General features: G+C 63.0%; 21 protein-coding genes and 1 tRNA gene. 10 read left to right on the top strand and 12 right to left on the bottom strand.

Going from position 1 to position 19,534, the window contains the following annotated elements:
* Positions 1 to 83: 83 nt before the first annotated feature.
* Positions 84 to 692 carry a fused DSP-PTPase phosphatase/NAD kinase-like protein gene (locus tag C6Y62_RS11900; RefSeq protein WP_246274651.1) on the bottom strand — a complete coding sequence of 203 codons (609 nt, stop codon included), beginning with the start codon at positions 690 to 692 and terminating at the stop codon, positions 84 to 86.
* Positions 693 to 1,008: 316 nt separating this feature from the next.
* On the opposite strand from C6Y62_RS11900, the gene C6Y62_RS11895 reads away from it, so the two are divergent.
* Positions 1,009 to 3,036 (top strand): glycosyltransferase N-terminal domain-containing protein, encoded by a 2,028-nt coding sequence (locus tag C6Y62_RS11895; RefSeq protein ID WP_173954097.1) that lies wholly within the window; start codon positions 1,009 to 1,011, stop codon positions 3,034 to 3,036.
* Positions 3,026 to 4,090 carry a tetraacyldisaccharide 4'-kinase gene (gene lpxK / locus C6Y62_RS11890; RefSeq protein WP_173954096.1) on the top strand — a complete coding sequence of 355 codons (1,065 nt, stop codon included), beginning with the start codon at positions 3,026 to 3,028 and terminating at the stop codon, positions 4,088 to 4,090. The genes C6Y62_RS11895 and lpxK overlap by 11 nt, the downstream gene beginning before the upstream one ends.
* A 32-nt stretch (positions 4,091 to 4,122) precedes the next feature.
* Here the strand turns inward: lpxK and C6Y62_RS11885 are convergent, their stop codons facing one another.
* Both C6Y62_RS11885 and xseA read right to left on the bottom strand, forming a co-directional pair.
* On the bottom strand, positions 4,123 to 4,362 hold the full coding sequence (locus tag C6Y62_RS11885) for a DUF2093 domain-containing protein (protein ID WP_068461316.1): 240 nt from the start codon (positions 4,360 to 4,362) through the stop codon (positions 4,123 to 4,125).
* A 137-nt stretch (positions 4,363 to 4,499) separates the two neighbouring features.
* Positions 4,500 to 6,023, bottom strand: coding sequence for an exodeoxyribonuclease VII large subunit (xseA, locus tag C6Y62_RS11880; RefSeq protein WP_338074367.1), 1,524 nt, complete (start codon positions 6,021 to 6,023; stop codon positions 4,500 to 4,502).
* A gap of 119 nt (positions 6,024 to 6,142) precedes the next feature.
* Here xseA and purD point away from each other — a divergent pair, with 119 nt between their 5' ends.
* Both purD and C6Y62_RS11870 read left to right on the top strand, forming a co-directional pair.
* On the top strand, positions 6,143 to 7,426 hold the full coding sequence (gene purD / locus C6Y62_RS11875) for a phosphoribosylamine--glycine ligase (protein ID WP_173954095.1): 1,284 nt from the start codon (positions 6,143 to 6,145) through the stop codon (positions 7,424 to 7,426).
* 130 nt (positions 7,427 to 7,556) lie between these two features.
* Positions 7,557 to 8,525 carry a patatin-like phospholipase family protein gene (locus tag C6Y62_RS11870; protein WP_173954094.1) on the top strand — a complete coding sequence of 323 codons (969 nt, stop codon included), beginning with the start codon at positions 7,557 to 7,559 and terminating at the stop codon, positions 8,523 to 8,525.
* A gap of 38 nt (positions 8,526 to 8,563) precedes the next feature.
* On the opposite strand, the gene C6Y62_RS11865 is transcribed toward C6Y62_RS11870, so the two are convergent.
* Positions 8,564 to 9,022 carry a nucleoside deaminase gene (locus tag C6Y62_RS11865; protein WP_246274650.1) on the bottom strand — a complete coding sequence of 153 codons (459 nt, stop codon included), beginning with the start codon at positions 9,020 to 9,022 and terminating at the stop codon, positions 8,564 to 8,566.
* Positions 9,023 to 9,056: 34 nt separating this feature from the next.
* Here C6Y62_RS11865 and C6Y62_RS11860 point away from each other — a divergent pair, with 34 nt between their 5' ends.
* Both C6Y62_RS11860 and rsmD read left to right on the top strand, forming a co-directional pair.
* Positions 9,057 to 10,796 carry a pseudouridine synthase gene (locus C6Y62_RS11860; RefSeq protein WP_173954093.1) on the top strand — a complete coding sequence of 580 codons (1,740 nt, stop codon included), beginning with the start codon at positions 9,057 to 9,059 and terminating at the stop codon, positions 10,794 to 10,796.
* Positions 10,797 to 10,801: 5 nt separating this feature from the next.
* Positions 10,802 to 11,362: a 16S rRNA (guanine(966)-N(2))-methyltransferase RsmD gene (gene rsmD / locus C6Y62_RS11855; RefSeq protein ID WP_173954092.1), complete on the top strand. Its 561-nt coding sequence runs from the start codon at positions 10,802 to 10,804 to the stop codon at positions 11,360 to 11,362.
* A gap of 51 nt (positions 11,363 to 11,413) precedes the next feature.
* On the opposite strand, the gene C6Y62_RS11850 is transcribed toward rsmD, so the two are convergent.
* Both C6Y62_RS11850 and C6Y62_RS11845 read right to left on the bottom strand, forming a co-directional pair.
* Positions 11,414 to 11,488, bottom strand: a tRNA-Thr gene (locus C6Y62_RS11850).
* Positions 11,489 to 11,781: 293 nt separating this feature from the next.
* Positions 11,782 to 12,075, bottom strand: coding sequence for a hypothetical protein (locus C6Y62_RS11845; protein WP_173954091.1), 294 nt, complete (start codon positions 12,073 to 12,075; stop codon positions 11,782 to 11,784).
* A gap of 656 nt (positions 12,076 to 12,731) precedes the next feature.
* On the opposite strand from C6Y62_RS11845, the gene folE reads away from it, so the two are divergent.
* The gene (gene folE, locus C6Y62_RS11840; protein WP_068460947.1) at positions 12,732 to 13,307 is read left to right on the top strand and encodes a GTP cyclohydrolase I FolE; all 576 of its coding nucleotides are present in this window, start codon (positions 12,732 to 12,734) and stop codon (positions 13,305 to 13,307) included.
* A gap of 134 nt (positions 13,308 to 13,441) precedes the next feature.
* On the opposite strand, the gene truA is transcribed toward folE, so the two are convergent.
* From truA to C6Y62_RS11810, 6 genes are all read right to left on the bottom strand, one after another.
* Positions 13,442 to 14,191 carry a tRNA pseudouridine(38-40) synthase TruA gene (gene truA / locus C6Y62_RS11835; RefSeq protein WP_173954089.1) on the bottom strand — a complete coding sequence of 250 codons (750 nt, stop codon included), beginning with the start codon at positions 14,189 to 14,191 and terminating at the stop codon, positions 13,442 to 13,444.
* 115 nt (positions 14,192 to 14,306) lie between these two features.
* Complete coding sequence (locus tag C6Y62_RS11830; protein ID WP_173954088.1) at positions 14,307 to 14,564, bottom strand: hypothetical protein; 258 nt, start codon at positions 14,562 to 14,564, stop codon at positions 14,307 to 14,309.
* Positions 14,565 to 14,682: 118 nt separating this feature from the next.
* Positions 14,683 to 15,612 carry a methionyl-tRNA formyltransferase gene (gene fmt, locus C6Y62_RS11825; RefSeq protein WP_173954087.1) on the bottom strand — a complete coding sequence of 310 codons (930 nt, stop codon included), beginning with the start codon at positions 15,610 to 15,612 and terminating at the stop codon, positions 14,683 to 14,685.
* A 78-nt stretch (positions 15,613 to 15,690) separates the two neighbouring features.
* Positions 15,691 to 16,200: a peptide deformylase gene (gene def / locus C6Y62_RS11820; RefSeq protein ID WP_173954343.1), complete on the bottom strand. Its 510-nt coding sequence runs from the start codon at positions 16,198 to 16,200 to the stop codon at positions 15,691 to 15,693.
* Positions 16,201 to 16,277: 77 nt separating this feature from the next.
* Entirely contained in the window at positions 16,278 to 16,610 is a 333-nt protein-coding gene (locus C6Y62_RS11815) for a hypothetical protein (protein WP_173954086.1), read from the bottom strand.
* A gap of 207 nt (positions 16,611 to 16,817) precedes the next feature.
* A complete protein-coding gene (locus C6Y62_RS11810; RefSeq protein ID WP_173954085.1) occupies positions 16,818 to 17,168 on the bottom strand; it encodes a DUF4431 domain-containing protein in 351 nt (116 codons plus the stop codon).
* A gap of 119 nt (positions 17,169 to 17,287) precedes the next feature.
* On the opposite strand from C6Y62_RS11810, the gene C6Y62_RS11805 reads away from it, so the two are divergent.
* The 3 genes from C6Y62_RS11805 to C6Y62_RS11795 all read left to right on the top strand — a co-directional run bounded on the left by C6Y62_RS11805 (position 17,288) and on the right by C6Y62_RS11795 (position 19,456).
* A complete protein-coding gene (locus C6Y62_RS11805; protein WP_173954084.1) occupies positions 17,288 to 17,773 on the top strand; it encodes a GNAT family N-acetyltransferase in 486 nt (161 codons plus the stop codon).
* 34 nt (positions 17,774 to 17,807) lie between these two features.
* Positions 17,808 to 18,287 carry a Cys-tRNA(Pro) deacylase gene (gene ybaK, locus C6Y62_RS11800; RefSeq protein WP_173954083.1) on the top strand — a complete coding sequence of 160 codons (480 nt, stop codon included), beginning with the start codon at positions 17,808 to 17,810 and terminating at the stop codon, positions 18,285 to 18,287.
* A 137-nt stretch (positions 18,288 to 18,424) separates the two neighbouring features.
* A complete protein-coding gene (locus C6Y62_RS11795; RefSeq protein ID WP_173954082.1) occupies positions 18,425 to 19,456 on the top strand; it encodes an LLM class flavin-dependent oxidoreductase in 1,032 nt (343 codons plus the stop codon).
* The last annotated feature ends 78 nt before the right edge of the window (positions 19,457 to 19,534 follow it).

Raw genomic sequence — 19,534 nt, 5'->3', positions numbered from 1 at the left:
ATCATCGTCCTGCCGGCGAAGGCCCGCACCCACGTCGGTTTCCCGAAGAAGAACCGGCGCAAAAAAAGCGCCTCCCGCCCGCGCTATTCGCGCCGCAGAATTGAATCGACCAGCCGGTTGGCCCAGCCCTTGGCCTGAAACGAAGCCTTCAGCTCATCCGGATCGTAGACGGTGTCGACCCAGGTGAAGAAATCCATCGGGGTCTCAGCGCTGTCGGCCAGATAGCGCTCAAAAAAGTAATCGAGAATGCCGGTCTGCGCCTGCCGGATATGGCCAAACTTGAGCGAAAGCTGCTTCTTGGCCTCCGCCATCGGCACGCCTTCATGCAGATGCTGATAGAGCACACTCATCAGTCCGGCACGATCAGCACCCGACTTGCAATGCAGCAGCGCAGGATATTCGATTTCGTTGAAAAGGCGTGCGGCGCCCTTCAACTCTTCAAGGCTGGGCGCCGCACGTGAACGGACCTGAAAATTGACCAGCTTCACTCCCGCCTGTTCGCAGGCACGCGTTTCCAGCCAGTAGCTGCCGCACTCACGGGCGCCGCGCAGATTGACGATGGTGCGCACGCCCTTGCGCGCAAACCGGCGGATCTGATGCGGCGCAGGCTGTGCGGCACGCCAGGTTTTGCCGGACAGGCGATGCGCATTAAGATACGCTAGGCGAAATATGCCATGGTCGACAAACAGCATGCTCAAATAGGCGGCAGGCGCCGACAGGACCCGACGTGGGCCCGGCGGCAGCGCGTCAGCCACACTGCGGGTAAACTTTCGCCCGGCGCGTCGCCATGAGCGTTTCGCCCGCTTCACCAGTCCTGCCATCAAAGTCCGCTGAATTTGAGAGGTGGAGGGAGCGGGCGGCGTACACAGCAAACCGATAAAAAATCACGGTATGCGCCCCACGACCCGGTTTGCTAATGCTAGATATTAGCTATAGGAACCACCTGCAAGTGGTTCACCCAGAACCATAGCCCATCGAGGCGACCTGGCGCCGAGGTACCCTTCGAGGATGGCACGTTCGCCCGCGATGAAAATCAGGCTTAATCGCTTCGTTGGCGGCACGCTGGCGCGCGTGATTACGCTGGTGCAGCGCTCATCGCGCACCACCTATGAACCCTCCGACGCCCTGGAGCGCCTTGCCGCCGATCATCCACTGATTGTCGCTGTTTGGCATGGGCAATTCATGCTCACGTCAGGGTTCCGCCCCTCGGAAGAAACCAAGGTTGCGGCTATGGTCGCCCGCCATGGCGACGCAGAACTCATTGGCGAGGCAATGTCCCGCCTCGGCGTGGAGTTGATCCGCGGCGCTGGCGCCGGCGTGCGCCGCAAGGACCGCGGCGGAGCCTATGCGCTGCGGCAATCGGTGCGGGCTCTGAACGACGGCTATTCCCTCGTCATGACCGCCGACGTGCCACCCGGCCCGGCACGCCGTGCGGGCATCGGCATTATCATGATCGCTCGCCTGTCGGGTCGCCCAATCGTGCCCTGCGCTGCGGCAACGTCGCGTTTCCTGTCGCTGAACACATGGAGCCGGATGACAATCAATCTTCCGCGCTCCAAGCTGGTGTACGTCGCTGGCGATCCTATTCATGTCCCGGCTGACGCGGGCGAAGCTGAGCTGGAGGCCTTACGCCTCGAGCTTGAGACCAGCCTCAATGCCGTGACTGCGAGGGCCTATGCCATGGCGGGTGCCAATCTTGAGCGCGCATCTCCACCGACAACCGATCCCGCCGCGCCGCCCGCAGCACCCGACTTCCGCCTGAAGACCTACCGCACGGCGATGACGCTGCTGCGGCCGCTGGCTCCGGTGCTGCTGAAGGTGCGCGAACGCAGCGGCAAGGAGGACCCACGGCGGCGTGGCGAGCGCCTGGGCGTGGCTTCCACTGCGCGTCCGGCGGGAGCACTGTGCTGGATACACGCGGCCAGCGTCGGCGAGACCAACGCCATTCTGCCGCTGATGGACGCGCTGTCCGCCGCCCGGCCCGATCTCAGCTTTCTGCTGACTACCGGCACCGTCACATCCGCCGGTTTGGCCGAGCGCCGCCTTAGCCCTAATGCGCTGCACCAGTATGTGCCGCTGGACGCACCCCAGTATGCCGGCCGCTTCCTAGATCACTGGAAACCCGATCTCGCCGTTTTCACGGAATCGGAGATCTGGCCTTCGCTCATTCTGGAAACCTCCGCGCGCAACATTCCGATGGCGCTCGTCAACGGTCGCCTGTCGCACCGCAGCCGCCGCCGCTGGGAGCGCAACCGCACCACCGCCGTGCCGCTGTTCAGCCGGTTCAACGTTATCTTAGCGCAGAATGAGCGTATGGCGCTCGGCTTCACCGGGCTTGGTGCGCGCACCGTCGTTCCCGCTGGCAATCTGAAAATAGATTCGCCGCCGCCACCGGTCGACGGCGCCGAGTTGCAGCGCCTCAGGGCAGCGCTTGGCAGCCGCGAAGTTCTTGTCGCGGCCAGCACCCATCCGGGCGAAGAGGAAGAGATCGCCGCCGCCCATCGCGCACTCGTCCGCAAGTTCGAGAAACTGTGCACCATCATCGCCCCGCGTCATCCCGAGCGCGGCACGCCGTTGTCGGAAATGCTGAAAAACCTCGGCTTCCGCGTTGCCCAGCGCTCACTGGGCGAACTGCCGGACGACCGCACCGACATCTACATCGCCGACACCATCGGCGAACTCGGCACGCTCTATGCGCTTGCGCCGCTGGCGTATATCGGTGGCTCGCTGGTGCAGCGGGGCGGACAGAACCCCATCGAAGCCGTACGCCACGGTGCGGCCGTGCTTACCGGCCCCAACTGGCAGAACTTCCCCGACGCCTATCAGGCGCTGCTGCAGCACAAGGGTGCTGTTGAGGTGCAATCTGGTGCGGATCTGGCGGAAAAGGTTGCCGCCCTGTTTGAAAATCCGGTCGAGCTGCAGCGTATGCAGTCCGGAGCGGAGCAGGCCCTGGCAACGCTTTCCGGCGCGCTCGACATCACGGTCGAGGCGCTGCTGCAATACCTCCCCGATGGGGGACTGAAGCGTGCCTCTTGAGGAACCGGTCTGGTGGTATGCGAAGCCCGATGACGTGCGCCGCCGCCTGCTGACACCGGTAAGCTGGCTGTACGGCTGGATCGCCGAGCGCCGGTATTATCGCCAGCAGCCGTATCGATCGCGCCTGCCCGTCATCTGCGTTGGCAACTTCACCGCCGGCGGCACCGGCAAGACACCGCTCTCGCTCGCCATCGCGCGCACGCTGCTCGACCGTGGCGAGCGGCCCGTTTTTCTCACGCGCGGTTTCGGCGGCAAAACGCGTGGCCCGGCATGGGTTGAGAACGTGGCTGACGCTGCGCGCCATTACGGCGATGAACCGCTGCTGCTGGCCGCCGTCGCTCCTACCATGATCGCGCGTGACCGACGCGAAGGCGTTATTGCGATCGAGAACGATCCGCGCCCGTTCACCGCTGTGATCATGGACGATGGACTGCAAAACCCGGCTATCGCAAAAAATCTCTCCATCGCGCTGATCGACGGCAAGCGCGGCATCGGCAACGGCGAGGTCATCCCGGCCGGACCGTTGCGCGCACCGTTCGATTTCCAAATCGGGCTTGCAGATGTCGTCATCGTCCGCGATCCGCCGGAGAAAGCACCAACATCAGGCATCAACGCAATCCTGCGCGATGGTTTTCCCGGACCCGTTCTGGAAGCGCATGTCACCGCCAGCGGCGAAACAGCGTGGATTGCACAACAGCCGCTGTTGGCGTTCGCCGGCATCGCTAATCCGCGCCGGTTCTATCGTCTGCTTGAAAAGCTCGGCGGCAACCTGGTCGATGCGCAGTCGTTTGCCGACCACCACCCGTTCACCGCTGCGGAAGCTGTGCGCCTGCTTGAACAGGCGGCGACATCAAATGCACTGCTGGTAACAACGGAAAAGGATTTCGCGCGGCTGAAGGGCAATCCCGCGCTGGCGGAACTGGCTGCGAAAACCCGCACGGTGCCGATTGAAATGCGCATCGCGCAGCAGGACATGCCCATGCTGCAATCGATGATCGACGATGCCATCAAGGCGTCAACACATCGGCAGCGGCCACCATTGCCCAGCGCGTAAGTGAGCGAGTGCCCCACGCGCCGGCGCTTGAATTAAAGCCCGTCGATCTCCGGCTTAACGCGGGTTTCCAGATAGCGCTTCATCGATGCATCCGGCGAGGAATAGGCTTCCTGCAGCTCCACGCTCCAATAGCGCAGGTCCGGCAGCATGATCTGCTCGCCGGTGACGGCGCAGCGCACATAATCGCCAGGCGAAATCACCTGAAACTCACCGCCGAAATATCTCACCTTGGCTTCGGTTGTGAGGCCGAAAAATCTGTCAATCCGGTTCATACGCGTCTCTGTCTGCCCAGTCTGGCCTTGGGTGCCGGGAGCCGAAAGCGGCATTAAAAAATCAGCCGCTCACAATGCCAATCGCCAGCGGAACGTCAAGCGCCGCTAAAATAGTTACGGATGCGGCGCGTTAAGATTCAAAACAACGAGCCCTGATCGTCGCTTTTGCGGATGCGGGAACGCCGCACCCCGGGCGTTGCGGCTTGCGCGGGCACTGCAGCCTCGGAGGCGCGTTCGCTTCCAGCGGCGCCCGCATCGCTGGCTACGCCACCGCCCCCGATATCCGGGGCGCCGTCGCCCAACACGCGGGTTTCAACGCGGCCATCCTGCAATTCGACCTCAAGGCGGGCCCCGGCCGGCGCATCTGCGACCGAGCGCACGGCGCGCCCATCAGCATCGCGCACCAGCGCAAACCCGCGCCGGAGCACGCTCTGGTAGCTCAAGGTTGACAGAAGCTTGTCGAAACCTTCCAGCCGCTGACGTCGACGCTGCAGCAAATTGCGCAACGCCTGCCCGGCGCGGCCATACTGCACGCCGACACGCTCCGCGCCGACAGCGATGCGATAAGATATCGGGCCGGGATGTAGCCGCGCCGAAATGCGGGCGAACCGCGTATGATGCGCACGCGTGTTGGCCAGCAACGCACGGCCCAAACGCTTGTCACATGCATCGAACCGCTGACGCGGCAGCGCCAGAACATCCTGCAAGCGCGGCAGTCCACGCGCAGCGGCTCTCAGATCGGAACGCGAATGCTCCAGCGTGCGCCGCGCTGCAATCTTCAGACGGCGGCCATGGCTTTGCGTTGTATCGTCGAGGTCGGAAAACTTCGGCACCGCCCATTCGGCGGCCTTGGTTGGCGTCGGCGCACGCGCATCAGCCACAAGATCGATCAGCGTCCAGTCAGTCTCGTGGCCAACAGCGGAAATGACCGGAATGACGCTGGCCGCAACCGCGCGCACGACGATCTCTTCATTGAAGCCCCACAGGTCTTCCAGACTGCCGCCACCGCGCGCCACGATGAGCACGTCGGGTCGCATGATCGGTCCAGCGCCAGTGACACGGTTGAAGCCAGCAATTGCGTTCGCAACCTCAGCGGCGCAGGTCTCGCCCTGCACACGCACCGGCCACACCATCACGCGCGTCGGAAAGCGCTCGTTGAAGCCGTGCAACATGTCGCGGATGACGGCGCCTGTCGGCGACGTGATGATACCGACGAGGCTGGGCAGAAACGGCAGCGCACGCTTGCGCTCCTCGGCAAACAGCCCTTCAAAGGTGAAGCGGCGCTTGCGCTCTTCCAGCAGCGCCATCAGCGCGCCGAGCCCCGCAGGCTCCAGGCTTTCGATGACGATCTGATATTTCGACGAACCCGGATAGCTCGTCACTTTGCCCTGAACGATCACCTCCATCCCTTCCTCGGGCTTAACCTTGAGGCGGGAGTAGGTCATCTTCCAGATGACAGCTTCAATCTTTGAACGGTCGTCCTTCAGCGCAAAATAACTGTGGCCGGAAGCGTGCTGCCCACGGAAGCCGGAAATCTCGCCCCGCAGGCGCACGTGGCCGAAGCCTTCTTCCAGCGAGCGCTTGATGGCGCCGGAAAGCTCCGAAACCGTAAACTCGGCGACATTTGCGCCAGCTTGAGAATTAAGATCCAGTTCGCTCACGCGTGAGTGCTCATTTGTGGCATTCCGATTCGATGATACATCAGACCGCGCTTCGGTGATCCGCCGGGCGCCAACAGTCCCCTTGCTTTAGTCCACTTGCTTTCGAGAGACACGCATCGATGAACGTTCTCCTCATCGGCTCCGGCGGCCGCGAGCATGCCCTTGCCTGGAAGCTCAGCGCCAGCCCGCTGTTGTCGAATCTCTACTGTGCGCCCGGCAACGGCGGAATTGCGGACGTGGCCGAATGTGTGCCACTCGCTGTTGCCGACCATACGGCCGTGATGCGTTTCTGCAAGGACAACGCCATCGATCTCGTTGTCGTCGGTCCGGAAGCACCGCTTGTTGCCGGTCTGGTTGACGATCTCGCCACCTCCGGCATCAAATGTTTTGGACCTTCGCAGGCCGCCGCGCAACTTGAAGGCTCGAAGGGCTTCACCAAGGATCTGTGCGCCGAATTCAATATTCCCACCGCGGCCTATGGCCGCTTTACCGATGCCGCCAGCGCGATGGCATACGCCGCCCAGCAGAAGCTGCCCATCGTCGTGAAGGCTGACGGCCTTGCAGCGGGCAAGGGCGTCACCATTGCTGAAACGCACGCTGAAGCCGATGCTGCCATCGAAGCCTGCTTTGAAGGCGCGTTCGGAGCCGCAGGTAGCGAAGTGGTCATCGAGGAATTTCTCGTCGGCGAAGAAGCCAGCTTCTTCGCGCTGTGTGACGGCAAGAACGCGCTGCCGCTTGTGGCTGCGCAGGATCACAAGCGTGTCGGCGATGGCGACACCGGCCCCAACACCGGCGGTATGGGCGCCTATTCGCCTGCCGCCGTCGTCACGCCGGAAATGTCGGCGCGGATCATGGATGAGATCATCAATCCGACCGTCGCGGCGATGCAGGCGCGCGGTATCCCGTTCAAGGGTGTGCTGTTCGCGGGCCTGATGATCACCGCCGATGGCCCGAAGCTGATTGAATACAACGTTCGCTTCGGCGATCCGGAAACGCAGGTGCTGATGCTGCGGTTGAAATCCGATCTGCTGCTGGCACTGCTGGCCGCAACCGATGGCGTGCTCGATACGTTTGATCTGCGTTGGTATGACGACGCGGCGCTGACCGTTGTGCTGGCCGCGAACGGCTATCCAGCGTCACCCGATACCGGCACCGAGATCAACGGTGTCGAGAAGGCCGCAGCGATTGACGGTGTCGAGATCTTCCACGCCGGAACGCGCCGCGATGGCGACCGCCTGCTGGCAACCGGCGGCCGCGTGCTGAACGTAACGGCGATCGGTAAAACCGTCGCCGAAGCACAGGCGCGCGCCTATCAGGCAGCGACCGCAATCGACTGGCCCGGCGGCTTTTATCGCAACGACATCGGCTGGCGCGCGGTCGAGCGAGAGAAGGCATCGCGGTGAGCGAGCTCCGTGCGGCATTGCGCACCTCCACAGTCGCGTAACGGCGCAAAATTTCGTCGCTAAAGTGCTTTCGTCACGCATCATGTTTTGAGTAGCTGCCAGATCCACATACGCTCGCACAAGGGCATTGATGAGCAAACGGCACACCCCAGTCCGCACCATAGGCGGCGCCCGGAACCGCACCCCGGCGCCTTCCATTGCGCTTGCGCTTGGCGGCGGCGGTGCGCGCGGTCTGGCGCACATTCCAATCCTTGAAGCATTCGATGAGATGGGCATTCGCCCGAAGGTGATTGCCGGCACATCCATCGGTGCGGTGTTCGCGGCGGCGTATGCTTCCGGTCTTAGCGGCAAGCAGATCCGCAATCACACCTTCGAAGTGCTGAACAAGAAGATCGATCTTGTCCGCGATCTCTATGCAGCGCGCGTTCGTAGCTCCGGCAGCTTCCTCAACGCGTTTGCGCCGCGTCCTGCGTTTTTATCGCCGGAAAAGCTGCTGGATACGATTTTGCCGCCGCAGTTTGCGCGCGACTTCGATCATCTGACGACGCCGCTGAAGATCGTTGCATCGGATTTTTACGCGCAGGAAGCTGTCGTTTTCAGCTCCGGACCGTTGCGCCGCGCAGTTGCCGCCAGCATGGCGTTGCCGATCATTTTCCAGCCGGTGGAAGTTGAAGGCCGCGTGCTGATCGATGGCGGACTGGTCAATCCGTTGCCGTTCGATCTCATCGCCGGCGATGCCGATCTCACCGTCGCGGTTGACGTCAGCGGCGCACCGACGCGCAGCCCCGACCGCGTGATGCCGAAAGCGTGGGAAACCCTGTTCGCCTGCAACTTCATCTTCGAGCGCACGATCATTCGAGAGAAGCTGCGACACAGCCAGCCGGATCTTTATATCGACGCAGGCACCAGCCGCTATCAGATCCTCGACTTCATGAAACTGGAGGAAATTCTGGCAGCGGCCGAGCCGGCCAAGGAACGCGTCAAGGCGCAGCTCGCGCGGCTGCTGAAGGCCGAGACACTACCCGCCGTTGATGAACAGGCGCCGGCTGAATCAGAGCGCCCGTCAACACCGCCTGCCCGCTCGCCCCGCAAGCGTTGAGCAGCTTCACACCCACCGCACCACGCATGGCGAGGCGCTCAGCGCCGCCCCGCGAAGAACGCTTTCAATATCGCCGCGGCCTCCGGCTCGCCGATGCCCGGATAAAGCTCCGGCGCGTGGTGACAGGTCGGCTGATTGAAAACACGCGGGCCTTGCTCCACGCCGCCGCTTTTGGGATCGGACGCGCCATAGTAAAGCCGACGGATGCGCGCAAAGGAGATCGCCGCCGCGCACATCGGACACGGTTCCAGCGTCACATACAGATCGCAGTTGATGAGCCGCTCCGAGCCCAGCAGCGCGCACGCCTGCCGGATCACCAGCATCTCGGCGTGTGCGGTAGGATCGGAAAGCTCACGCGTGCGATTGCCCGCAGCGGCCAGCAACTGCCCGTCCGGGCCCGCCACCACCGCGCCAACCGGCACTTCTCCACGTTCCGCAGCGGCTTGCGCCTCCTGCAAAGCGCGCAACATGTGGCCCTCAACGCGCTCCGGTGCCATAAGGGCTCCAATCCCAACCCGGTTGAAAACATCCATGTCTGCCGACAAACCAATAAAGCGCCGTATTCGCAAGCCCGCCGGTAAGGCGCCCCGGCCAGCAGGCTCGCGGGGCGCGCGCCCCGGCGAAGCCACCGGAGGGCGAAAGCCCGGCGGCAAGGGCAAAGGCCCGAACTTCGCCAAGCCGCCACGCGGCAAGCCTGCCGGAAAGGGTGCCCGCCCGGATGGCGCAGGCCGTCGCGGCCAGCGGAATGAAAATCGCGATGAGCGGGCGGACGACAGGCGTGACGCGCGCCGCGACGGCGGCCGCGCTGAAAAGCGCCCCGCAAGCAAGTTTGTCCGCCGTGAGCGTGCACCCGGCGCACCGGAGCGGAAGTGGCGCGACGAAGGCGACCGACGTCCGCAAACCGGCCAGCGCGATGAAAAGCGCGGTGAGCGGCGCGAGAGCGGCCGTGGCGAGCGCCGCGACGGCGGTCGCGATGAGAAGCGCCCCGCAAGCAAGTTCGTCCGCCGTGAGCGTGCACCCGGCGCACCGGAGCGGCAGTGGCGCGACGAGGGCGACCGACGTCCGCAAACCGGACAACGGGATGAAAAGCGCGGTGAGCGCCGAGACGACAGGCGTGATGAGCGCCGGGACGGCGGCCGCGATGAAAAACGGCCCGCGAGCAAGTTCGTCCGCCGCCAACGCGCGGACGATCAGAAACCCGCAGGCACAGCGCACCGCGCGGAACGTCCCCAGCGCGATGGCCGCGCTCAGTCGCAGCGCGAGGATCGCCCGCGACACGAGGCCGCCCGGCCGCAATCCGACGACAGGCCGCAGCGCGACGTTCGCCCCCAACGCGAAGGCCGTTCACTGTCAGCGCGCCCGCAATCGGATCGTCCCAACCGCCCTGCCCGGCCAGCATCGGGCGCGCGCAAGCCCTTGAGCCCAGCCATCCGGCGCCAAGCCGCCGCCGAAGCGGAATTGCCGGCACTGAACCCCGACGGTCCTGTACGCATCGCCAAAGCAATGGCCCGCGCGGGCCTGTGCTCGCGCCGCGACGCTGAGCGCTGGATCGAGGAAGGCCGCGTAAGCGTCAACGGACGCGTGCTGTCGACACCCGCGTTCGAAATTGGGCCGAAAGACAAGGTGCTGGTGGACGGGCAACCGCTGCCCGCCGTCGAGCCGCCGCAGCTCTGGCGCTACTACAAACCGCGCGGCCTTGTGACCACGCACGCCGATCCGCAGGGACGGCCCACCGTGTTCGACTCGCTGCCGGAAGAACTGCCGCGCGTCGTCTCCATCGGCCGGCTCGACTTCAACAGCGAAGGCCTGTTGCTGCTGACCAACGACGGCCGCCTCGCCCGTTACATGGAGCTGCCTTCCACCGGCTGGCTGCGGCGCTACCGTGCCCGTGCACATGGCCGGGTGACGCAGGATCTGCTGGACCGCCTGAAGGACGGCGTCGAGATCGAGGGCGTGCGTTACGGCCCGGTTGAAGCCGCCGTCGATAGCGTACAGGGCGCCAACACCTGGCTCACCGTCTCGATCCGCGAGGGCAAAAACCGCGAAGTGCGGCGCATCCTGGCCCACCTGGGGCTAGAGGTGAACCGCCTGATCCGCATATCCTACGGACCGTTCCAGCTGTTGGATCTCAAGCCGGGTGAGGCCGAGGTTGTGCGGCGGCGCGTGCTTGCCGATCAGCTTGGGCCACGGTTGGCGGAACAGTTCGATCTCGGAAAACCCGCTGATCCCGAGCGGGAAAAGCGCCAGGCGCGCAACAAAAAGGCAGACTAGACACCATGAGAATTGTCGGCGGAACGCTGCGCGGTCGTCCCATCACAGGACCGCAGGATGGCACGGTGCGACCAACAGCGGATCGGGTACGGGAAAGTGTGTTCAACATTCTGGCGCATGGCGTTCCCGAGCTTACGCTTGAGGGCGCCCGCGTCATCGACCTGTTCGCCGGCACTGGCGCGCTTGGTCTTGAAGCACTTTCGCGGGGCGCCGGCTTCTGCCTATTTGTTGACAGCGATGCGCAATCGCGCGCGCTGATCCGTACCAACATCGAGAAATTCGGGCTGACCGGCGTCACCCGCATCTTCCGCCGCGACGCAACGGATCTGGGCCCGGTCGGCACCATGGCGCCGTTCAACCTCGCCTTCCTCGATCCGCCTTATGACCAGGGTCTGGGCGAGCGTGCGCTGGCCTCAATGGTTGAAGGCGGCTGGCTCACGCGTGGCGCCATCGTCATCGCCGAGGAACGGGCTGACAACGCGTTCACCCCGCAGGCTAGCTTCACCGAGCTTGACCGCCGCACCTACGGCGATACGCAGATAGTAATCATGCGCCACGCGGCCTGAGCACATCTGCGCTTTCAAGGGCGGTGCAATCTTCTGAATTCAGGGATTTAATGGTGCTGCGAGAGAGGATTGAACTCTCGGCCTCTCCCTTACCAAGGGAGTGCTCTACCACTGAGCTACCGCAGCATCCGGATTGCTCTGGCCCGCTGGTGTTGCGGTCGCTCAGAGCGAGCCCGGTGTAATCGGCGCAGCGCGCGATGGCAAGGGGTACAATTCGTACCAGGGAAACAATTCGGCTGCTTTCGCTGTCTGCTGGCGGAATTTTCCCGCATCAGTGCCAAAAAGCCGCTTATCCCTCCGCCATTTAGGTTGCAGCTCGGCTTAGCGGTGCGCCATCCGCCTTGAAGACTACCAAAACAGAAACGGCCGCGCGGGAGGGGAGCCCGCACGGCCGAGAGGAGATCCTGTCGGGAACGCTATTAGCGGTCGCCGCCCGGGATGCCCTGCTGTTCCATTTCCGGCAGATCTTCACCGCCGTCGACCTGACGCTCTGGGCCGAGATCCGGAGCCGGATTGTTGCCGAACTGGTTCTGCTCCTGCTCGACGATCGAGCGATCCGCACCGCGGGAAGCGCCAGCGTCAACGTCGGGATTGGAAGAGCCGCTAAACTGGTCAGCTTCCATCTGCGGGATCGACTCAGCCTGCGCCGAAACAGAGAACAGACCAACCAGGGCCGAAGCAGCGAGAACCGCAATCATCTTAGAGGTCGACATGACGTTTCAACTCCACAAAAACTTTGCCTGCAAATCTTAGAACGCCTGTCTTCCAAGCGCCCCGAACGACCACCGTCCGATGAGAACGACCTTACCGATAATCCCCTAAGGTTCCGCTCGATGGGCAACGACAATTGAATTGAATAGCATTGTTCTTTTCGTTATTTCGTCGGCATAAAATTGATTGTGTTCCGTATTCAAACTTAAACCCCTGCGTTTTGATTCAACCACGCGAGAGGCACGTCTGAGCATGCGCACAATCAGGCTCAGTCTCGATCTGAATATCAGTCATCTAACGTTTTAATGAGCGATTGATAAGTTCGGAGCTGGTGAGCCACCAGTCCGAGTTCGGTTGGCAGGAACAGGGTTCCATCCCGAGCTGATGCTACTTCAAATTCAGGGATTAGGTTGCATCGGCCAACGCAGTGACAGCTTCATTGATGCCTATCGGCAAGCATCTTCTGGCAACGCACAAGGCGATGTTATTGCGGAGCTATTGCGCTGGCTTTCCCTGCCAAAAGCGGGCTTGCGCTATGCTGCCGCGGCGGGGCGGCTTGCCTAGAGCGTCCGGCGTCCCCATAACAGCCCAATCCGACGGGTGCCTTGGGGTGCCGATCTCTCCGCAAGACATACTCAGCACAAGAAAAGACGCGTCCATGGATCAATCCGACCGCCCGAGCCGCTCCGAAGTCGAGGCTGCATTCCGCACCATTCTGCGCTGGACCGGTGAAAACCCCGACCGCGATGGCCTCCACGAAACGCCCAAGCGCATGGCGCGTGCGTATGAGGAATATTTCCGCGGCTACAACGAAGACCCGGAAGCGATCCTGTCGAAGACCTTCGAGGAAACCGAAGGCTACGATGAGATGATCGTGCTGCGAGGCATCCGCTTCGAAAGCCACTGCGAGCATCACATGGCGCCGATCATCGGCCGCGCGTGGGTTGCCTACATTCCCAGCGGTCGCGTCGTCGGCATCTCGAAGCTGGCCCGCGTCGTTGAGGTCTATGCCAAGCGTCTCCAGATCCAGGAGAAGATGACGGCGCAGATCGCAAACGCGATTGAATCGGTGCTGCAGCCGCAGGGCGTCGCCGTGGTGCTGAAGGCAGAGCACCACTGCATGACAGCACGTGGCATCATGAAGCCCGGCACCGACCTCGTGACGTCGCGCATGCTTGGATGCTTCCGCGACAACCCGGTAACGCGTCAGGAATTCCTGTCGATGATCGCATAAGATCAGGCGGCGTTATCGTCCGTCGCGCATGCACGTTCGCAAACAAACAAAGGCGGCCCCGGCAACGGTTGGCTGCCTTTTTTGTTGTCGGGTCGATCTGTGCGAAACAGCGAGAGAAAGCGCGCGCGTGCGCTTCACAACCACGATGGGTAATCAACGCGCGTGAGGTAAAGCCCACGCGCGGCGGCAACGGGTCCACAGGCCGCGCGATCGCAGGCATCAAGCGCTGCCTTGAGATCGCGTGCGTTCCACTTGCCTTCGCCGACCAGCCTGAGACTGCCGACCATTGAGCGCACCTGATTGTGCAGGAACGAGCGCGCAGAAACGTCGATGACGATCTCTTCGCCGTAGCGCGAGACCTGCAGCCGATCGAGCGTTTTCACCGGTGATTTCGCCTGACATTGCGACGCGCGGAATGTCGTGAAATCGTGATGACCAATGAGCACCTGCGCCGCCGCGTGCATTGCATCCGCGTCCAGCTCGATCGGCAACCACCAGACGTGATCGCGCTCCAGCGTCGGCGGCGCGCGCCGCGATAGAATGCGATAGCGATAGTGGCGCGCAACGGCGCTGCGGCGCGCATCAAAATCATCGGGCGCACGTGCGCATTCAAGCACAGCGACGGTGGCGGGACGTAGGTGATAATTGATCGCCTCGCGGACGCGGAACGGCTCCCACTCCTTTGGCAGATCGAAGTGCGCAACCTGACCCAGCGCGTGTACACCAGAATCGGTGCGGCCGGCGCCATGCACGGTGACGGTCTCGCCAGTGAAGCGGCGCACCGCCTCCTCGAGCGCACCTTGCACCGACGCACCATCGGCCTGGCGCTGCCAGCCGAGAAACGACGTGCCGTCGTATTCAATCGTGATGCGATAGCGAGGCATGGCCAAAGCGACAGACTGATCAAAATGAAAAAGGCGCGCCCGATTGCGCGCCTCAATCCCTAATGTGATGCAGCATCGCCCTCAAGTCTCACCTGCAGGTGAAACGCGTGAGCAATCAGCGCGCGGCGACATTGCCAGCGGTTTGGCCGGTGGAAACGCCTGTGCCAACATTGAGCTCAACCGCAGCGGCGCCGTCGGGATTGATGATGAGGTGCCGGGTGGGCGGAACCGGCCGATACACGCGCACACCGTGCTCGATGGTGACGACAGCGCCGTAATAAGGCCGCGTCTCGATCCGCGTGGTGTGCGCCTGCTGCGCGCTCGCCTGAGACATGGTGGCGGCGAGGCATACCCCGGCAACGAACAAACGCATCACACTGTTCTCCGTAACGTGCGGACATCAATGCGATAAGTAACGCCCGTTAACGGTTCGTCAACCTTTGTTCACGGTTAACGTCAATAGCCGGGGATAAGTGGCCGTCTTGATGAGATTAAAGGCGAGTGCCTGGCGGGATGGGGAAGCCCCGCAACACCTCGTCAACAGGCATCGGCTTCTTGCCCGCGCGCTGCAGTTCGACAATGCGGATCGCGCCTTCGCCGCAGGCAACCGTCAGTGCATTGTCGAGCACCTCACCCGGCGCGCCGTGTCCCGCCACCAACTGCGAGCGTAGAACCTTGAACCGCTCCCGCTTGCCATCGCGCTCGACTTCAAACCACGCTCCGGGAAACGGCGAGATGCCACGGATCAGATTATGCACATCACGCGCGCCGCGCGCGAAGTCGATCCGAGACTCCGCCTTGTCGATCTTGTCAGCATAGAGGATGCCGTCATCGCTCTGCGGCTGACAATCCAGCGTACCGCGTTCCAGCGCCGCCAGCGCGCGCACCATGGCGGAAGCACCGCGCGCCGCCAGCACATCGTGCAACTCGCCCGCAGTCTCATCGGCAGCAATGGCAACCGGTTCAGCCAGACAGACCGGCCCGGTATCGAGGCCCGCCTCCATGCGCATGATGGTGGCGGCTGTGTCGGCATCGCCCGCCATCACCGCTCGCTGAATGGGCGCCGCTCCGCGCCAGCGCGGCAGGATAGACGGATGCAGGTTGTAGCAGCCAAGGCGCGTGCCTTCGAGAATGGGTTGCGGCAGCAATAGTCCGTAAGCGACGACGACCGCAGCATCGGCGTTGTGTGCAGCAAAGATAGCCTGCTGATCGGCGTCTCTCAGCCGCGTTGGCGTGAACACCGGAATGCCTGCGGCCTCGGCGAAAACCTGCACCGGCGATTTCCGCTCCGCCATGCCCCGCCCCGCTGCGCGCGGCGGCTGCGAATAGGCGGCCACCACGTCGTGCCCCGCACCAACGATTTCGGCCAGCGTCGGCACCGCAAAGTCGGGCGTACCCATGAAAATGATGCGTAGAGACATGGCGACACCCCAGGGCAAAGCCGGACTGCAATCAGCGCGCGAATAGCGTGGCACAGGGCGCGCGAAGCCAACGGCAGATCAGCTGATGCGCGTCTGCTTCTTGAAGCGGCGCACGATCATGTTGCGCTTCAGCGACGAAAGAAAATCGATGATGAGCTTGCCGTCGAGGTGGTCGACCTCATGCTGGATTGCCGTCGCCAGAAGCCCATCGGCCTCAAGTTGCTGCGCCTTGCCGTCACGATCGACATAGCTAAGCGTCAATGTGGACGGGCGATCGATCTCGACCAGCGTATCTGGAATGGAAAGGCAGCCCTCTTCGTGCATGCGCAGCCTTGAGCCGAAGTCAACAATCTGCGGATTGATGAGCACCAAAGGCCGTGGCTTGTCGTCGTCATCGGCAACGTCAATGACCACCAGTCGCCGCAACACGCCGACCTGCACCGCCGCCAGCCCGACACCGGGCGCGGCATACATAGTCTCCAGCATGTCGTCGGCAAGCTGACGCGTCTCATCATCAACCCGCTCAACTAAAGCTGAGGGCTTGCGCAAGATCGGGTCCGGAAGTTTGACAATGGGCAGTTTCGCCATGGGACTGGAATAGAAAAGTCCGGCAGTCCGGTCAATCGCCACGATTGAGGGTTCCGCCGCGTCAACTCGGCCGTGCGTCAGTCCGGGGCCTGGTCTGGAGCTTCGTTTGGCGCAGGGTCAGTTGCCGCACCGTCGTCGGCTGCAGGGACATCATCGACGTCGGCATCGGAGGAGAGATCGTCGCTGCGGGGAGCATTGCGCTCGGCCGCCATCTCGCCGTCGGAGATGCCGTCAGTCCCGTCGGTCGGGTACTCGACATTGGGATCGGTGACGCCATCCGGCGGCCAGGGCATGCCGTCCTCCACCGTTCCGGGTGGGGCGGGATCGGCGGCGAAGGCGACGCCACCCGAAACGGTGCTGCCGAACAGAACCATCCCAAGCGCAAACAGAGCGAGCTTCTTGCTGTCCATTATCTGTTTCCCTTCCCTGCCCCCGTGGCGGGCAATTGCTCCACGGCGCACCAACATATTCCCTGCGCCGGCGTCGCCCCTCAAGCGGCATAAATGATCCACTAGGCAGCGGCGTAATATGCGGTAACAATAGGTCGGTTCTGGCCGGTCTGGACCCGCACATGTCCGCGAGCGCAAAAACGTGCCCGCGCGCAGACCGCGCGGCGCTCAGAGCGGGGCCACTTGCTCCAGCATCAGAACGATCGGCGCCTTATGATGCTGCGTGTGCGCCGGGATCATGGTGCCGCGAACTTTTACGTCGCGACCGACCAGCCCCGTTAGCGCCTGCTGCATGTCTTCATCCATGGGCGCCACGTGAATTTCATCGGTGGCATCGACGTTATCGTCCTCGTCAGCGCCTGTAAGGCATACGGCCTGCGGCAGCTTCAGGATGATGGCGCCATCGCGGATGGTCAGTTGACCCTGCGCGATCTGGCCTTCCCCGTTGGCGGGCAAACACGCGTTATCCTGCGCCAACGCCGGCGCAGCGGCGCCTAGCGCCACCATGAGTGCGAACATGCCCGTCAAATTTGCATTACCACCAACCCTGCGCATGGCCGCCCCTGTATCGGTTCGAATTGCCATGTATTCACTACACCGATTTTCGCGCCGCCGCAGCTTGTGATAGCAAGGCGATTATGCACACCTGCTCGATCCTTGCCGCTTCTGCCGCTGACCTTGACGTCATCGCGGCGCTGTTCCGCGCCTACGCGCAATCGCTGCCGGTCAATCTCGATGCGCAAGGATTCGAGCAGGAGTTGGCGACCTTGCCGGGCGTCTATGCTCCGCCGACCGGCGCGCTACTTATTGCCCGCGCTGCTGACGGTGCCGCTGTGGGATGCGTAGCGCTGCGACAGCTATCGGCGGCATCGTGCGAATTGAAGCGGCTTTACGTGACGCCGGAATCGCGCGGCACAGGACTTGGCGCAGCTTTACTGCAACACATCCTTTCGGCTGCTGCCGGCCTCGGCTATCGCGAGATAAAACTGGATACCCTGCCGCACATGCAGGGCGCGATCGGGCTTTACCGCCGCTTTGGTTTTGCGGAGATTGCGCCTTACGGCACACATCCCTATCCCGGTCTCATCTGTCTGGCTAAATCGCTGGACGATATTGTTGCGTGACGGCGCTGAGACATGAACGCGGCGGAGAATTGAGTTGGCGAAAGCAACTCGCGCAACGCAGATGCTGGCAAAGCATGCGGTGACATTTACCGTGCACACCTATGCCTACGATCCCGATGCCCAGCGCACCGGATTGCAGGCGGCAGAAGCGCTCGGGGAGCATCCCACGCGGGTGCTGAAAACGCTGATGGCCGAGGTGGATGGCAAGCCGGTGTGCGCGATTGTGCCTTCCGATGCCGAGGTCTCGATGAAAAAGCTGGCCGCGGCGTTCGGCGGCAAGAGTGCGCAAATGATGAAGCCAGCCGATGCCGAGCGCCTGACCGGCTACAAGGTGGGTGGCATCAGTCCGTTCGGGCAGATGCGCAAGGTGCCCGTCGCGCTCGAAGCATCGGCGCTGACGCACGATCTGGTTTTCATCAACGGCGGCCAACGCGGGTTGCAGGTGCGTCTATCGCCCTACGATGCCCTGGCTGCACTCGGCGCCGTCAGCGCCGCGCTGATTGCCGACTCCTGATCGTCAAAAATTCACCTCTTGGCGATTTTGTATCCGAACACGGCATCGCCCGGGTTTGCGTGCGGCATCGGGTGAGCTGGAAGTGCGCGCCTACGCCTCCCACCTAAGCCGGACATTTCAGCATCATCGGTGAAACCATGACGCAAGCTCTTGAACTGGGACTGGACACTTTCGGCGATGTGACGCGAGGCGCAGACGGCGAGCTGAAATCGCACGCCCAGGTGATCCGCGACGTGATTGAAGAAGCAGTGCTGGCCGATCAGCTCGGGCTCGATTTCTTCGGTGTGGGCGAACACCACCGTGCCGACTTTGCGGTCTCGGCGCCGGACGTCGTGCTGGCGGCCATCGCCGGACAAACGACGCGCATCCATCTTGGCTCGGCGGTGACGGTGCTCAGCTCCGATGAGCCGGTGCGCGTCTATCAGCGCTTCTCAACGCTCGATGCTGCATCGAACGGGCGCGCGGAGGTTATTCTTGGACGTGGATCGTTCACCGAGTCATTTCCGCTGTTCGGCTATGCGCTCGACCAGTACGACAAGCTGTTTTCCGAAAAGCTCGACCTGTTCGTGCAGTTGCTGCGCAACGAACCGGTGACGTGGCAGGGCGAAACCCGTGCGGCACTGAATAATCAGAGCGTCTACCCGCCGATTGAACACGGCACGCTGAAAACGTGGATCGGCGTTGGCGGCAGTCCTGAATCTGTCGTGCGCGCGGCTCACTTCGGCCTGCCGCTGATGCTGGCCATCATCGGCGGCGATCCGCGCCGGTTTGCGCCCTACGCTGAGCTTTATCGCAACGCGCTGGCTGAGTTCGGCAAACCGGTGCTGCCGATCGGCGTGCATTCACCCGGCTATATCGCCGACACCGACGAGCAGGCGCGCGAAGAAATGTGGCCGGATTATAAGTGCATGCACGATCAGATCGGTGCCAGCCGCGGCTGGCCGCCGTTGCAGCGCGCGCAGTTCGATCGCGAGATCACGCACGGATCGCTTTATGTCGGTGCGCCGGAAACGGTTGCGCGCAAGATCGCGGCGACGGTGAAGGAGATCGGCGCCACACGCTTCGATCTGAAGTACAGCGCCGGAATGCTGCCGCACGATAAGCTGATGCATTGCATCGAGCTGTATGGCGGCAAGGTAATGCCGATGGTGCGTGAGCTGTTGGCGTGATCGGCGGGGAATCCCTGCTGCGTGGAAAGACTGAATGGCGGCGCGCCCAGTGCGTCGCCATTTGTCGTTGTGTTGGGC

Source organism: Hyphomicrobium sulfonivorans (assembly GCF_013306565.1).
Classification (GTDB): domain Bacteria; phylum Pseudomonadota; class Alphaproteobacteria; order Rhizobiales; family Hyphomicrobiaceae; genus Hyphomicrobium_A; species Hyphomicrobium_A sulfonivorans.
Note: the sequence above shows the minus strand (reverse complement) of the source record. Positions and strands in the feature narration are given on the sequence as shown.